We start from the raw sequence: 16634 nt of genomic DNA, 5'->3' as shown, positions 1-16634 counted from the left end.
ATTTAAAATAGTAGGAGGAGTTAGCATGCTGAAGCTTAAAAAAGAACCCATCAAAAACGTAAAGTTGTGGATCGTTTTAGGAGTTTTATTTTTACTTAGCGTACCGTGGTATTTACCTGTTGGAAGTTACAAACCAATAATTTTTGGTTTACCATACTGGGGCTGGATCATTATCCTTGATTCCATAGCAATATCCGCCACTATAACGTATGCATTTCTGTTTCTATGGAAAGTCGAAGGTGAAGATACGAACACAAAGGGGGATGAATAAATGGTACAAGACTTGGCATTTGGTGGCTGGTCTGGCATTTTAATAATGATTGTTTACGGCTTAATCATGCTCCTGATCGGGTTTCTTACTTTTTTAAAAAACAAAAATGTTCGGGAAAGTAACGATGAATACTATCTAGGTGGACGCGGCCTAAGCGTCATGGTGCTGTTTTTCACATTTTATGCTACACAATATAGTGGAAATACAATTATCGGTTACGCGCCAACCGGTTATCGAATGGGTTTTGAATGGCTTCAATCCGTTACATTCATGATTCTTGTTATTGGTGGATATCTGTTGTTCGCACCAAGATTGTATGTACTTGGCAAAAAGTTTAAATTTATAACTCCCACAGACTGGCTTGAAAAGCGATTTCGCTCAAAAGGAATAACTATCCTAGGGTCCATTCTTATGCTATATGGATTAGGAAATTATCTGCTGGAGCAATTTGTTGCAGTTGGACAAGGAGTTGCTGGTTTAACAGGTGGTACGATACCTTACCAGGTAGGTGTTGTCTTTTTCATCATAATCATGCTTATTTACAGCTGGTTAGGAGGCATGCGTTCCGTTGCCTACACGGACACAATGCAAGGAATTGCTCTATTGATTGGTGTATTCGTTCTTTTAGTCGGATCAATCGTTTATTTTGGAGGACTGCCTACAGCAACTGATTATATGCAGGCATACGCTCCAGAAAAATTAGGAGTACCTGAATCGAATGGAATCGTTGGCTGGTTTAGTATGTTACTGCTTGTTTTTATTGGGGCATCGATCTATCCCCATGCAATACAGCGAATTTTTGCAGCAAAGAGTGTGAAAACGTTAAAGAAATCATTTACTGCAATGGTTTGGATGCCATTTATTACAACAGGGGTTGTGTTTATCGTAGGAATTATCGGGATAAATGCATTTCCCGGATTAGATACATTCGAATCAGAAAAGTTAGTCGGAATGATGGCAAATGTCATCGCCTCCCAAAATGCACTTTTTTATTGGGCAATGGTCCTCTTGTTTGGCGGTATCATTGCAGCAATTATTTCAACGGCCGACTCAGTACTTCTTACATTCTCATCCATAATTTCAAAGGATTTGTATGGGAGATACATTAATCCTAATGCGACTGAGCCTAAACAAATTTTTGTTGGAAAAATAATCGGCATTATCTCCGTTGCCATTCTATTAGTTATTGCCTGGTACCCGCCGGCAACATTGTATCAGATATTTGTATTAAAATTTGAATTACTTGTCCAGATTGCACCAGCATTTATTTTGGGGCTGTATTGGAAACGACTTCATACCAAATCCGTTTTTGTTGGGATGATTGTTGGTACAATTCTTTCTGCAGCGATGACTTTTGCAAATTATACACCGTTTGGTATATTTAGCGGGCTTTGGGGATTATTTATTAATTTAGTTATATGCGTCGTTGGCAGTCTTTTATTTACCGTTTCCAGGTCTGAAGAAGAAGCGGTTGATAAGGTTATTGGTTTGTAGAGGAATTATAATGAAAAACTGTCTTTCTTGCTGCACGTGAGAAAGACAGTTTTTCTCATTAATCAACTCTCTACTTACAACGCCTTTACTAGTCCGCCATCGACAACAAACGATTGTCCTGTAATATAAGTGTTTGCACCTGATGAAAGGAAAACAACCATTTTAGCAAATTCATCTGGGCGGCCATATCTGCCGATTGGAATTGACTGCTCTGTTTGTTCACGCAATTGCTCATAAGAAACACCTGTTTTATCAGCTCTTATTTGATCTAGTTCAGCGACTCTATCTGTTGCAATTCGGCCCGGACCAACTGTATTGATCATAATATTATCCGTTGCCAGTTCTTGTGATAAACTTTTTGATAAACCTACAATTCCAGCGCGAAATGTATTTGATAAAATTAAATTATCCAGGGTTTGCTTAATCGATGATGATGCAAAATTAACAATCTTCCCTTCGCCAGCCTTACGCATATGCGGCAGTGCCTCACGAATGAGACGAATGAAACTGAGTAAATTCAGTTCAAAGGCCTTTTGCCAATCCTCATCAGAAAACTTGCCGAATCCCCCTGCTGGTGGTCCACCGGCATTATTAATTAAAATATCTACCTTGCCATTCCACTCTACTGCTGCAGCAATTAATTGTTTAATGGAGTCCGGATTCGTGATATCACATACCGAATAACGAACCTGTTCATTTCCGCTTATTTCCTTAATTTCTTCTACAGCTTTCTTTAACGTTTCTTCATTACGGCTGGAAATTAGGACATGTGCACCTTCGTTTGCAAACTGCAGTGCTGTTCCTTTCCCTAAACCTTTACTTCCCGCTGTTACAACAACTGATTTCCCTCGTAATTGCAGGTCCAAAACATCTACCTCCTTTAATTTTCAACCTTTAAATCTTGTACCGAATTAACAAGTGGTGTAAATCCATCAATTTCACAAGAAACAACATCCCCGTTCCTAATAACTACTGCACCAGGTGTACCAGTGGAGATGATATCACCAGGCAGCAGTGTCATTACTTTTGAGTGAAAGGATATGAGATTCCACGGCAAAAAAGTCATATTGGAAGTGACAGCACATTTTATTCTCCTTTTACTGATCAACAACAGACCCATCTACATTCAATCTCGTATTAATATCCCGTCTCCGATAGGGATACTTTTCCTCAACACCCTCGACTAAATCAATCCCAATTCCCACCCTTTCCGGAACATCAATAAAACCTCCCGAAGCAGCAGGAACCCATGTCACCATATCACTTTGTTTAAATCCTTCACTTCTCACCTTACTTGTGCTGGTAAATCTCTCCGTCGCCGAAACTGTATCATGATTCGGAAGCTCTAAAATTGCCAGGTTTTCCGTCGCTGCAGCAATTTGAATACAGGCAGCTGTACTAACTGGGCTTAACGGGTTATGTGGAACAATCTGAACCCCATGTGCCTCTGCAATGGCAGCTATTTTTTTGGTACCTGTAATTCCCCCGCATAAGCATACACTTGTCCTTGCATATGCCATTGCATTTCTCGAAAGCAGCATTTCAAATTCCTGTATCGTATGGATTCTCTCTCCCGTTGCGATAGGGACATTGGACTTGCTTGCAACAAGCGCCATCGAATCAAAGTTATCAGGTATTATGGGATCCTCTAAAAAGAATGGTTGATACTTTTCAACAGACTGCGCAAATGCATTCGCCTCGCCTGGTTTCATTCTCCTGTGTAATTCAAGGCATAAATCTACTTCATCCCCAACAGCTTCCCTAATCATCCTCACCCTATCCGCTGCCTCGTTTATCATTTTCGCATATGGCTGAAAGTAAGGCTTACTTCTTGGTTCATCCAAAAATGGGGACAAATGGCCGACTGCATTATAGCCCAGTTCCTTTGCATTTACACAGCTTTCCACCAGTTCCTCCGTAGTCTCCCCCGAAACATGGTAATACGTTCTTATCCTACCTCTGCATTTTCCTCCTAATAACATATAGGTTGGAACATGAAACCATTTCCCGGCAATATCCCACAACGCTATATCGATTGCACTAATCGCCCCCATTATGGCAGCACCTCTAAAATGGAAAGAACGATACATGTACTGCCAATGATGTTCCATTTGCAATGGATCTTTTCCAATTAAGTACGTTTTGAATGAATGAACAACCTCGGCGGAAGCATCGAGAAATCCCCATGCCCCAGATTCACCTATTCCGGTAATTCCTTCATCCGTAAAAACCTTGACATATAAAAAGCGATTTACTGGAACAACTTTAATATCCGTAATTTTCATATGATTTCCCCCATCATGCTTTAGAAGCTTTGATTAGTCGAAATAGCTGGCTGGCTGTAAAGGTTAAATTAGCAAACGTTACATCCGAGTCCATGGCATCATCTAGTGACATCGGGGTATTTATAATGGAAAAGCAGGATGTAAACACTGTTTCATTCAGGTTAAAATTATCCCTTTTGACACTGCCAGCAAGTGCAATTACTGGTATACCATGTTTGTTAGCCAATGCCGCAACACCAATTGGCGCTTTCCCCATGGAAGTCTGGCTATCCAGCATCCCTTCTCCAGTAATGATAAAATCCGCCCCTTGCATGTGTTCCTCCAAATCAATGACTTCCAAGACAAGTTCAATGCCCGACTGTAAATCTGCCTGTAAAAATCCTGAAAAAGCAGCCCCCAATCCGCCAGCAGCACCAGCGCCTGCTATGTTTTGAACATTTATTCCCAGTTCATTGGATACGATTTCCGCAAAATGCTTAAGCCCATGATCCAATTCCTGGACCATCGTTTCTGTCGCACCCTTTTGCGGTCCAAAAATATAGGCAGCACCTTCCACGCCATAGAGTGGATTGTTTACATCACAAGCTACCTGAAATGTACAATCCCTTAAAATTGGATTTACATCATCCGAGTTCATTTTATAAATACCCGCAAGTGCCGTTCCACCTAGACCAACATCTTTATTTTGCATATCAAGAAAACGATAGCCTAAAGCCTGAAGCATTCCGACACCGGCATCATTTGTTGCACTGCCACCCAAACCAATAATAAAGTGTCGGCATCCTTTCTCCATAGCGTCTGCAATCAGCTCACCGACACCATATGAGGTTGCTTCCATCGGATTTAGGAGATGCTGCGGAATTAAAGGAAGCCCGCAAGCAGCCGCAACCTCTATCATAGCTGTTTTCCCGTCACCTGAAATGCCATAGGATGCCGTCACTTTTTCATGCAATGGTCCTGTAACTGCTTTCTCTATCCACCGTCCTGACAATGCATGAACCAATGCATCAACAGTACCCTCACCACCGTCAGCTAACGGTAAAGTAATAATTTCTGCACCTGGATAGGCTTCCCGAATTCCTATAGCGATTGCTTCACTTCCTTTACTAGAGGTAATACTGCCTTTAAATGAGTCTATGGAAATAAGAACCTTCATTCCTAGCGCTCCTTTTGACTTTTTTAATAAACACAATTTACACATTCTACAGAAACTGCGCCGGTTTATAAAATAAACCCTTATAGCCTATAAATAATCTTTTCCTCCATTATAACCATGCCATTTTTATAGAGTTACATCAGAAATGGAGCTAGGAACGAGAGAATGACCAGCATAATTGCTCCACCAATTCGTGATGAAATCTGCAGGAATGGCATTAAACCCATTCTTTCTGCTGCACTAAGTACTGCGACATCTCCAGAACCGCCCATATCTGCCATACCAAGTCCTGCACCGATAGCAGATTCAACGAAATAGAATCCAACCACTAACCCTAAGAATCCTGCAGCTAAAACGGCGATAATAACCGTCATAATTGTTAAGCTGATATAACTTGGATCTGTAACAATTTCGATAACACTTTCAAAATCAATCATCCCTGCACTAATAGCAACTAATATGGCAGGAACCCATGCTTTCGTAATTAATGTATACCAATCTTCCGCACCTTTTTCAATATACGCTGGTAAAACATTAAACATTTTCAGCGCAGCAGCACCTAATATGATCCATACATAGGAATGGAACATCGGAATTAAATCAGCCACGATCTTACCAAAAACAAAAATAGTTGTCGCAATAATAATTCCAATGATAAGGTTGTTCATTGAAAATGGGAAAGCTGATTCTTTTTTATCCTTTGCATCAGCATTTTCATTCCCATTTTTCACTCGCAGCATTTCCCCGTCGCCGGAAAAATTCTTAGACCTGTTTTTTCGTTTTCCTAAACCGTTTAATGCACCTGCAGCAAGAATACAAATCATATTCCCGACCATTACCGCCGGGGCAATTTTTGCTAATACCTCACCAGGGGTTCCTCCACCGCTTTCTGCAAAAATTTCCGACATCGGCACAGCTCCTGCTGCCATTCCACCGCCCATAATTGGTCCGACTACGTAAAAAATAGTATCCTTAAAACCAAAACCTACTAGCTGTCCAACTAAGCCACCAATTACTAGTGCTGATACCACAGCACCTAAAAGCGGAACAAAAAATCGTATACCAATTTTCATCAGCATTTTACGATCCATACTCAAAATACTCCCAACTATAATCCCTGTAACAGCAAAATCAGAAAACCCAATTTCATTATAAAAACTGTCGGTAAGTGTTCCCATGCTTTCAGGTAATATTCCCCAATAAAGGAAAAGCGCAGGAATGAGGATACATAGGATTGGGCCGCCGCCAAACGTATTAAAAACCGGGATTTGATCACCAATCCACATAAGCAAAATACCTAACACCATTGATACAATAAGTCCACTAGCCAAGTTCTGTGGTAGAATTTCCATGTAGATACCAATCAACAAAACAACTACTACCCCGAAAAAGATAGGAGCATCCATACCAGCAATTTTCATTTTCTGTTTGGAATTCATTTCAACTACTTCTACTGCACTACTAGTTTTACTCAATTTATTCACTCCTCTTAAATTTAATCACCTATTGTACCTTTACAAGTAAGCGCTTGCATTTAATAGAGAACAAATCTATTCATTTCGAAAAGAATTGTCCTTGTTAATGGAAACCTTACATTACTTTGCCTTTAACCGTTTGATAATCTCGTCAGTTACTTCCCTTGTTGTATGTTTTCCGCCAATATCAGGAGTTAAAATGCGATCATGTGTCGTACTTTCAATGACATCCAATAATACGGTACCCAATTCCTCTTCCCCAAAATGGTCAAGCATCATCTTAGCCGTCCAAATCTGTCCAATCGGGTTTGCAATTCCTTTTCCAATAATATCGGGAGCTGATCCATGAACAGGTTCAAACATCGAAGGATATTTTCCATTCACATTAATGTTGGCAGCTGGCGCAATTCCTACACTCCCCATAATTCCCGCTCCTAAATCGGTTAGTATATCCCCGAATAAATTGCTGGCAACGATTACATCGAATTTTTCAGGATGTGTGACAAAGAAAGCTGCCAAGGCATCAATATGCTGCGAATCGGTAGTTATATCCGGATAATCCTTTGACACATCTTTAAAAACTTCATCCCAGAATGGCATGGAATGATAGATTCCATTAGACTTCGTGGCACTTGTAACGTGTTTTTTACGATTAGATGCCAGCTCAAATGCAAAACGCATCGCTCGTTCAGTTCCTTTTCTTGAGAAAATACCATTTTGAATAGCAATTTCATCCTCGCCACGATAGATTCTTCCCCCAACCGAGCTGTACTCCCCTTCACTATTTTCACGTACCACAATCAAATCAAAATCATTTGGATTGACCAATGGAGATTGAACCCCACTCATAACCTTAGCCGGCCGAATATTAATTACTTGCTCAAATTCTCGGCGTATTTTAATAAGGAGTCCCCATAAAGAAATGTGATCCGGAACTAAATTAACGTTACCAACTGCCCCAAGAAAAATAGAATCGAAATCTTTCAATCTCTCAAGCCCGTCCTCTGGCATCATATCACCATGTTCCAGATAGTACTCGCAGCTATATGGAAAGTCTGTGAAATCAAAGGCTAACCCACCATGAACCTCTGAAACTGCTTTCAAAACTTCAGTTGCTGCGGGTACAACCTCTTTTCCAATTCCGTCTCCTGGTATAGTCGCAATTTTTATGTTTTTCACCGCTATAACCTCCTGTAATCAATAGATTTTTCAATCAGTCGTCAGTCGACTGATAGAATTTATACTACATACTATACATAAAAAACAATTCATTAGCAAGTATATTTTTTATTTTTATAACTGTTGGTAATTTACAGATTATTGGTCCAGCTGCTTTTAGTTGATAAAAATAAAAAGCCATATCCGCATTGGACTGGCTTCTCAATTAAACGCTTTCTTTATATTCAGGATTTTTTTCTGAATCTGTCAAAACCTCAACTAAATGTTCAACATCAAGTTCAAGATGCTTTATCATTTCTTTAGCTGCCTGTTCATCGTCACCTTCTTTAATAAATTTAAATATCTGACGATGTTGTTCTAAAATTATCTCTGCTCTATTTTCCCCATTAAAATTAAGAATTCTAAAAAAATACATTAAGCCTTTTAAATCATTCACCTGTTTTTGCAAACGGCTATTTTGCGTGTATGCAAGGATTAAATTATGAAATTGCTCATTTAGTGAAATAATCGTGTTTGCATCCTTCTTTGCCTTTATAGCTTTTTCCGTTTCTGACAACGTGTTTTCTATTTCCTTTAGTTCAGCATCATTAATGATTCTGGTAGTCAGCCCCACAGCAAATGATTCCAGTGCCTTTCGACAAAAATAAATGTCTTTAACATCCTTCAAGGTAGGCTCATATACAATTACCTTTGAATTTTTGACCAATAGCAATCCCTCGTTTTCGAGGATCCTTACTGCTTCTCTAATTGGGCTCTTACTTACATTAAATTCCTTTGCAAGCTGCGTCTCATTGATTCGTTCCCCTGGTTTATATTTTCCATCAAATATCATTTGTTTAATCGCATGATAAAATTGTTCATAATATGGTACTTGTTTTTCAACTGAAAAATTACTCACTTTACCACCTAATTCCTTTATAATGATATATTACTATCATTCTACCTTATTTTTACTGTTAAAGGAATTGTATGTGGGACAATTATTCATTGAATCTTGCCATTAAAACGGTATTATAGTAATTCCCATCGGAAAGAATTTTGTCATTCTTTAAAATACCTTCGACTTCAAAACCATATTTTTCATAAAGTTTTATGGCTTTATCATTCGTTTCAAGAACATTTAAAGTCATTTTCTTAATTCCGCTCAAATCTGCCCAATGAATTGATTCTTTTAATAGGTTTTTTCCTATGCCATGCCCCCAAAATTCCCTTAATACACAGACTCCAAATTCTGCTGTATGGGACATTCTTTTCAATTTTCTCCCTTCACATCTTGAAAATCCAACAATTTGTTTATTAACTACAGCTACTAGGAATAGGTTGCTAATACTATTTGTATCATCATTTATTATCTTTTTGAAGGCTGTTTCATCTAAGTATGCTTCACCTTTTTCCCGATCTAGGTTTTCTGTTTCGCCATCTATTTGTAACCTTACTTGTGACAGTTTATGTGCATCCTTTTCAGTGGCAGTCCTTAGAATATAACTTAATTTATGTAGATTAAATTCTTTTTGATTAACCATCATTTACAAAGGCCCCTTTTCAGTTAAAATTAAGCTTCTGATTTATCTCAATTCTTCTCCATACACCCCATAACCGTATCCCCAAACGATCTTACATCAGCCAAATAATCAAATCCATCTGGTGAGCCAAAACTATTAAACATACGAACAGCTACCAGATCTTTTTCAGGAATGACTAATAAAGTTGCACCTGTATAACCAAGTATCTGATAGGAACCTTTTGGTACAATTTCACCAATTTCTGTTTTCAAGGACGGCAGATCTTTTACAAACCATAAGAATCCATTCTGAGGCACATTTTCATCTAAATGTGCGGGACTTTGTACTGCTGTTGTTAAACGTATGATCTCTCTAGGAACAATTTGTTTTCCATTAACTATTCCATCATTTAGAAAGAGGTAGCCCCAATAAGCTAATTCTCTTGTAGAAACATACATGTTCATTTTATCGCCTTTGGTACTATCGCTTGTTTGCCAATCCCTATCACCTTCATATCGCAGGATAACATCTGCAAGCTTAGCATTTTTTTTTGAATACCAACCGGATTCCGTAAAATTTAGTGGATTAAATACTTGTTCATGTAAAAGTTCCGAAACCGCCTTTCCAGTAGTTCTTTCCACAATTTCTGTTAGAACTTTTATTCCGATTTGTCTATAGGTCCAGCATTCTCCAGGTGGGTATTCGCGATAAACTACACCCTCTTTTTCATTTAATCCGTGCGTATGCGTTAATAGGTGTCTAATAGATGTATCCTTCCAAATAGCAGCATCTATTTCTGGAACTTACGTAAAAACGGAATCATCAATGCTATTGATATACCCATAATAAACAGCAGAAGCCACTGCAAATCCAATATAGCTTTTCCTTACAGATGCAACATGAAATTGGGTATCTTCCTGAACTGGTCTAGCATTACCATGAGTGGATTGAGATCCCAGGTATTCCTCTAAAACAATTTTATCATTATGTATGACAATAATTGCCGCACCGCTGCAAATTACTTGATTATAGGTGTTTGTTACGGAATCTAATACAGGCATAAAATTTTTGTTTATGTTCTTAGTAATCTTCAAACTTCATACTACCTTTCTTGTTTTGTACTTACTCCTTTCGATAAAAAATACAAATCTCCTTTTTTAATCGATAAAAAGGAAACCTGCGATCATGAACTGGTTTGAATAAAGAGGGGGATCATATAATTTTTGATTTTTTCGTTAAGGTTCTGTTCACTCCTTCATACCATTACAAAAATGCCAAGCAGCCTCCACCATCAGAATGCTACTTGGCACTTACCCTCTAACTAGTTATATTTAGTCCTCACGTCCGGATTCTCAAGATATTCTTCCCATAAAGCATCAATTGATTTACCAGTTATTTCTTCAAACACGTGCAGATCAAACGTATCATGCTGCATCTCTCGATTAATTATGTCCACTGCAAAATGGTTCTTTTGCTGCGTGATCCATAATAAGAAGCGTGCAGTTACGCGATATCCGCTGTCATAGTTATCCGTTTCTTTTACTTCCTCTGGCAGCCTCCAGCTCCCGTTATGAGGTCCATACACATACCTTGTATAATCTGCAACCCCTTCCGTAATCCACCATGTATCATCATTATAGGTGGGGTAGGCTTGGGCTAAATGCGTCAATTCATGGGTGAAAAGGGCAACATCATCTGGATTTGTGAGGATCCAGTCAGTGCTGACAACTATTTTTCCGTTATCTGCATATGCGACGCCATCATAGGCTGGGTCAAATTCAAGAATTACCTCTCTGCTTGCCTCTTTTGGATGAAGTGCATACTTTTTAACCAATTTCGGGTAAACCTTAAAATATAGATTTACAAATTCCTCAATAATAGGTTCCATAGACGGGTCATCTAAGCCATTAATCACTTCAAGCTTATACCCTCTTTTTTCATATTCCTGAGTGGCTTGCGTGAAGTTATTCGTTTCGTACGAAGTCTCTTCTGCTTGAACTTGAACACTATGGAATCCGCCCATTCCGCTTACTAATACGCCTGCACAGATCAGGCTGCTTACTAATTTTTTCATGAAACTTCCTCCCCTTATTTCGTAGATTGCGAATAGATTTGGATTGATGCTTCACTTTATTCTTGCTTGTCTATTTCCACTAAAAATGTCTTGATCTCATACGGTTTAATATCAAATTCGATCGTATCATCATGTGAACGTTCACCCACTGGTTCTTCCATTAAGTTACATTCCTGCCAACTCTTAATGGATAATTCTGAAGTTACGCTGACAGGACCTCTTCCTCCAGTGAATTCATGCAATCGAATAACAACTTTATCACTGTCTTCCGCTTTCTTGACAGCGTCAACCACGGTATAGTCAGCCGATACGGAAAATAGACTGAAACTACTATCACTAGATTTACCTTGAATATACGATAATGGCTGATTTAGATCTGCTGCTTCCTGAACAGTTTCTCCTTCAACCCAAGATCCTTTATGGGGCAACAAGGAATAAGTAAACGTTTGTTCCCCTTGATCCTGCGTATAGTCCGGGTATGTTGCACCCTTCAGCAGTGTAAGTCTCATTGTAGCATCCTTGATATCATAGCCGTATTTGCAATCGTTTAATAAACTGACACCATAGCCTCTCTCCGATAAATCTGCCCACTGATGACCAACCGTTTCAAATTTCGCAAGATCCCAGCTTGTATTCCAATGAGTTGGCCGCTTGACGTTTCCAAATTGAATATCGAACGTAGCTTCCGTGGAACGAACGTTTACCGGAAAAGCAACTTTAAGCAATTGATTTACTTCATGCCACTTAACGCTTGTTTCGAAATCAATCCGCGGCTTACCAGCATAAACAATCATTTTCTGCTCGATGACAGATTGGTTGTATTGCCAGGTAAACTGGATTACAGCACGATGCGCATTGACTTCGATTACCTCAATAGATTTCACATTACGAATTTCCTTCATTTTCTCTTGATAGGAGATGTCAATTTCCCATGCGTCCCATCTGGTAGGCTTGTCTTCAAAAATCTGCAGTACATTCCCCGCTTGGTTCTCTCCCAATACATCCCGGTTGTTTCGACGATCAAAAATCCTGGTAAGGTGACCGGATTCGTTCCATTTCATTTCATAATAAGGTGTGGTTAATCGATTATCTTCAACTGCAAAAGGACATTGCCTTTCTTCCAATTCATCTTGTTGATTCGGGACAAAATCAATAGTCGTAAATCCCAAACTAGGTACAGATACATCAACTAACCAATGGTCCCCAACCTTTTCCGCATGCAGCAGGTTCTTAGAATGATCAAACCAAGAACCCGATTCCATACCCGAATGAACCGGAATCTCTATCAACGAATTGCGTTGCCAGGAAGATTGATTGAGTATGGTATATGATTGTGTTTTATCCTTAGATACCACCCCCTTACCTGCCTGACCGCGGATAGATAATGCTATTTCTTCTGCTTCTCTGTATTCCAGCTTGCTGTCTTCATAAACTTCTTTAATAGAAGACCCAGGCAGAATATCATGAAACTGGTTTCGTAAAATGATTTTCCAGCCTTTATTCAATAATTCCTGAGGATATTGCTTCCAAGTATTTGTTAATACACCTTCTAGCACACTTAAAAGCTCCACTTCTTTATACAATAACTCCAATTTGCGATTTGATTTCTTATTGTAAGCCTGTGATGTATATGTCCCGCGATGGAACTCTAAATAAAGCTCCCCGTCCCACAAATGTACATATCCATCTGTTTCTTTAACGTCTTTATGGAGCTTTTCTAGGTAATCGCCTGCTTTACCAGTGACAACATTCGGCGCACCTGGCATGGCATCAAGCCGACGCCGCATTTCCAGCATGTCTCTTGTTACACCACCACCGCCATCACCGTGACCATACGTGACCATAACATCTTTGGTCACGCCTTTGTCCCTGAATGCTTCCCATGCACCAATCATGGTTTCAGCACTTATATCCGCATTGTAATCCGCTCCCCAGCCTTTGCGACCAGGATAAGGTGTCGTGATAAAGTAGGTTAATATTTCCGTCCCATCGATCCCGCGCCATGTAAAGACATCATGCGGCATCCTGTTGTACTGATTCCAGCTAATTTTTGTCGTTACAAATGATGTAATTCCTGATTTCATTAAAATCTGCGGTAATGCCCAACTGTACCCAAATACATCTGGCAGCCATAGATAGGTACACTCCACACCGAATTCTTTCCGAAAAAAACGCGTGCCGTGCAGCAATTGACGAATAAATGATTCTCCAGAAGGCAGGTTACAATCCGGCTCCACCCACATGCCGCCCTCTGGCTCCCAGCGTCCTTCCTCTACACGCTTGTGAATTTGCTCGTATAGGACCGGATAATCTTGTTTTATATATTCATAGAGCTGCGGCTGTGCTTGTTGGAAAAGGTATTCAGGATATTTTTCCATTAATCGGAGCACCGTTGAAAAGGAACGTGCCTCTTTTTCCCGCGTATGTTCAAGACGCCACAGCCAAGCGAGATCAATATGCGTATGGCCGATAGCATGGACTGTTACTGGGTGGTGTTTTTCCATCTGATCCAAACCATTTTTCAAACTTTCCCTGGCAGCTTTGATTGATTGATAGAATTCATCTGATCCTGGTGACATCCAATCTATTTGGTTAAAAGCACGATTTAAAACTAGCAGCAAATCTTCCCGTACAGGATTGGTTTTGTCCAGCATTTCGACCGTTTGAAGGGCAGCCTTCCCCGTGTAATACAAGTCATCAACATTTTCATCAAGCCAGGCTAAAAAGGCTTGCTTAAACGTATGAACCTGTTCGACAGGGCGTCCACCACCCTCTAAGCCCGACCATAATCGGAAATCTAACTGCACAGCGTCACCTGTAAGTTCATTTGAGAAAAATACTTCTTTATGGTTGCCATCCACTCCCTGATAAGGAACATGATTCACATACAATAGGGATTCAAACCCGGAATTGGTTCCACCATCTGTGATACCAAAATCAAAGACCCCGACCACCTCTTTCGAATCCCACTCCACAGGAATCTTTACCTCAGCAGCAAGCCAAGCATAAAGGTCCCTTCCAGTCCACGTTTCTCCTTTTTTTAGTGTGGTCCATTCGCCATCTATTGGTGGTTTTGTCCCTACTTCACCTTTTGCATCCAGCTGGAATTGAAAGGAGGATATTTCTACATTCCCTCTATATCGATGTGAATCTAATTCTGTCAATCTTGCTGCAAGTTTCTTTTCTGTTTGAAACAAAAATACCCCTCTTTTCTTTCTACTCATAGTTTCATCGTATTATCGTATACGTTATTAGATTTAGATAGATTAAACAAGCTTTATCCTTTTATTCCGCTAAAGGTGATCCCTTTAATAAACGTTTTTTGCAGGAAGAAAAATAACACGATAATTGGTAATGTCATCAGCGTGGATACTGCCATCATCAAGCTCCACTCGGATCCCTGTTTATTTTGGAACTGCTGAAGTGCAAGAGATAATGTGTAAGAATCTTCATTCGTAAGATATAGTAAAGGACCAAGGAAATCAGTCCAGCTGGCCATTAGCTGGAACAACCCAACCGCTAGTATAGCGGGTTTTGCTAAAGGAAGCATGATCTGCCAGTAAACCCGTAGTTCACTGGCACCATCCATTTTCGCCGCTTCTCTGAGCGAATCAGGAAGCCCCATAAAAAATTGCCGCAACAAGAAAATGTAAAATGGAACACCAAAAAACTGCGGTATAATTAGAGGCAATGGTGTACCAACCCAGCCTAGTTTATTAAACAACAGAAATAATGGAATCATCGTTACCTGAGCGGGAATCATCATGACAGCTAAGGTAACGGCAAAAAATACATTTCTGCCTTTCCATTTCAGTTTAGCAAAGCTATACGCAACAAGTGGACATGTCAGAACAACGCCCATGGTGCTTAAGATCGTTATCACAGATGTATTAATTAAATACTTCCAAAACGGCACATATTCGATAGCTTTACTATAATTCTCCCATTCAAAAGGCTTGGGTATCCATTCTGGTGGAAAGGTAAATACCTGTTCAATCGGTTTCAGCGATGTCGACACCATCCAGATAAAAGGTACTAAGAAAAACAGTGAGGCAATAATCAAAAAAACGTGGGCTAAAGTAAATTTAAACTTTTTCACATGAGTCGGATTCATTATTTTACCCTCCTTATCTCCTTATTTACCTTGATAATGGACCCAGCGCTTGGAGGACCAGAATATAAGTACGGTTAAGATCATAATCACAACAAATAAAATCCATGCCATCGCGGATGCGTAACCCATCTTGAAGTACTTAAATCCGTTATCATATAAATACATGACATAGAACGTTAAGGAATTTGCAGGCTTCCCCTGTCCCTGTGTAAGGGTGTAAGGCAGCGTAAACTGTTGAAATGCTCCTATTACCCCCATGACAAGGTTGAAGAAAATAACTGGCGTGAGCAATGGCAGCGTAATATGAAACGTTTTTTGAAACCAATTTGCCCCATCCACCTCTGCCGCTTCATAATATTCATCTGAAATATCACCTAAACCTGCCAGGTAAATGACCACAGCCTGCCCAATCCCCCAAAGGGACATAAAAATAAGGGAAGGCTTCGACCAATCCTCACTGCCTAGCCAAGCTGGACCCTTAATGCCAATCATATCCAGAAACCCGTTAACAAGACCGAAGCCTGGATTTAACAGCCACATCCAGAGTACTGCAATTGCCACATGAGGTACCAAAGTAGGCAGAAAGAAAATAGTTCGGTAAACCGCCATTCCTTTAATTTTCATATTCAGCAGCATGGCTAAAGCTACACCTGAAATAATACTTAAAGGTACAAATAATACGGCAAAATAAACGGTATTGTAGATCGATTTTAAAAATAGTTCATCATGAATTAATTCTTTATAATTCTGGAATCCAATAAATTCACCTGGCTGCAGGATCGAATAAGAGGTAAAACTAAAATAGATCGATGCAACCAATGGCAATATGTAAAACAGTAGAAGACCAATAATCCATGGTGTCGCAAAATACCATCCGGTCCTTCCATTGTTTAACGTAATCGCTTTCGTTTTTTTGCGCTTGATCTGTTTTGGTTTTTTGTGTTTACCAATTGTCTGATGTTCCGTGCTAACCTTGTTTGCTGCTTGTCCCAATTTACCCTCCCCTTTATTATGAAGAAGAGCCTGAGACAAAAGTGTTTTAACCAAAATAAACTCCGAACATAGTTGGTGCATACATACCGCT

13 protein-coding genes and 2 pseudogenes are annotated in these 16634 nt (G+C 39.7%); 2 read left to right on the top strand and 13 right to left on the bottom strand.

Annotated elements, in window-relative coordinates:
• Positions 1-25: 25 nt before the first annotated feature.
• Together IEV74_RS15240 and IEV74_RS15235 are read left to right on the top strand one after the other, a co-directional pair.
• The gene (locus tag IEV74_RS15240) at positions 26-271 is read left to right on the top strand and encodes a hypothetical protein (RefSeq protein WP_188456236.1); all 246 of its coding nucleotides are present in this window, start codon (positions 26-28) and stop codon (positions 269-271) included.
• Positions 272-1765 (top strand): sodium:solute symporter family protein, encoded by a 1494-nt coding sequence (locus tag IEV74_RS15235; RefSeq protein ID WP_188456235.1) that lies wholly within the window; start codon positions 272-274, stop codon positions 1763-1765.
• Between the two features lie 74 nt (positions 1766-1839).
• Here IEV74_RS15235 and IEV74_RS15230 read toward each other — a convergent pair whose 3' ends face one another.
• The 13 genes and pseudogenes from IEV74_RS15230 to IEV74_RS15170 form a co-directional block, all read right to left on the bottom strand.
• On the bottom strand, positions 1840-2631 hold the full coding sequence (locus tag IEV74_RS15230; RefSeq protein ID WP_188456234.1) for an SDR family oxidoreductase: 792 nt from the start codon (positions 2629-2631) through the stop codon (positions 1840-1842).
• A 14-nt stretch (positions 2632-2645) separates the two neighbouring features.
• Positions 2646-2861, bottom strand: a pseudogene (locus IEV74_RS15225) (fumarylacetoacetate hydrolase family protein); the annotation flags it as partial.
• Between the two features lies 1 nt (position 2862).
• The gene (locus tag IEV74_RS15220; protein WP_188456233.1) at positions 2863-4050 is read right to left on the bottom strand and encodes a mandelate racemase/muconate lactonizing enzyme family protein; all 1188 of its coding nucleotides are present in this window, start codon (positions 4048-4050) and stop codon (positions 2863-2865) included.
• Between the two features lie 13 nt (positions 4051-4063).
• Positions 4064-5206 (bottom strand): glycerate kinase, encoded by a 1143-nt coding sequence (locus IEV74_RS15215; RefSeq protein ID WP_188456232.1) that lies wholly within the window; start codon positions 5204-5206, stop codon positions 4064-4066.
• Positions 5207-5340: 134 nt separating this feature from the next.
• Entirely contained in the window at positions 5341-6681 is a 1341-nt protein-coding gene (locus IEV74_RS15210) for a 2-hydroxycarboxylate transporter family protein (RefSeq protein WP_188456231.1), read from the bottom strand.
• A 120-nt stretch (positions 6682-6801) separates the two neighbouring features.
• Entirely contained in the window at positions 6802-7860 is a 1059-nt protein-coding gene (locus IEV74_RS15205) for a tartrate dehydrogenase (protein WP_188456230.1), read from the bottom strand.
• A 205-nt stretch (positions 7861-8065) separates the two neighbouring features.
• Complete coding sequence (locus tag IEV74_RS15200; protein WP_188456229.1) at positions 8066-8758, bottom strand: GntR family transcriptional regulator; 693 nt, start codon at positions 8756-8758, stop codon at positions 8066-8068.
• Between the two features lie 82 nt (positions 8759-8840).
• On the bottom strand, positions 8841-9386 hold the full coding sequence (locus IEV74_RS15195) for a GNAT family N-acetyltransferase (RefSeq protein ID WP_188456228.1): 546 nt from the start codon (positions 9384-9386) through the stop codon (positions 8841-8843).
• Between the two features lie 44 nt (positions 9387-9430).
• A pseudogene (locus tag IEV74_RS15190) lies at positions 9431-10423 on the bottom strand (serine hydrolase domain-containing protein).
• A 260-nt stretch (positions 10424-10683) separates the two neighbouring features.
• Positions 10684-11436 (bottom strand): basic secretory protein-like protein, encoded by a 753-nt coding sequence (locus IEV74_RS15185; RefSeq protein WP_188456227.1) that lies wholly within the window; start codon positions 11434-11436, stop codon positions 10684-10686.
• A 56-nt stretch (positions 11437-11492) separates the two neighbouring features.
• Complete coding sequence (locus IEV74_RS15180) at positions 11493-14633, bottom strand: alpha-mannosidase (RefSeq protein WP_188456226.1); 3141 nt, start codon at positions 14631-14633, stop codon at positions 11493-11495.
• Between the two features lie 80 nt (positions 14634-14713).
• On the bottom strand, positions 14714-15550 hold the full coding sequence (locus IEV74_RS15175) for a carbohydrate ABC transporter permease (protein ID WP_188456225.1): 837 nt from the start codon (positions 15548-15550) through the stop codon (positions 14714-14716).
• A gap of 21 nt (positions 15551-15571) precedes the next feature.
• Positions 15572-16543: a carbohydrate ABC transporter permease gene (locus tag IEV74_RS15170; protein WP_229683212.1), complete on the bottom strand. Its 972-nt coding sequence runs from the start codon at positions 16541-16543 to the stop codon at positions 15572-15574.
• Positions 16544-16634 lie beyond the last annotated feature (91 nt).

The organism is Virgibacillus oceani (assembly GCF_014638995.1).
In the GTDB taxonomy this organism is placed as follows: Bacteria; Bacillota; Bacilli; order Bacillales; family Amphibacillaceae; genus Virgibacillus_E; species Virgibacillus_E oceani.
This window is presented reverse-complemented; position numbering and strand designations above follow the sequence as displayed.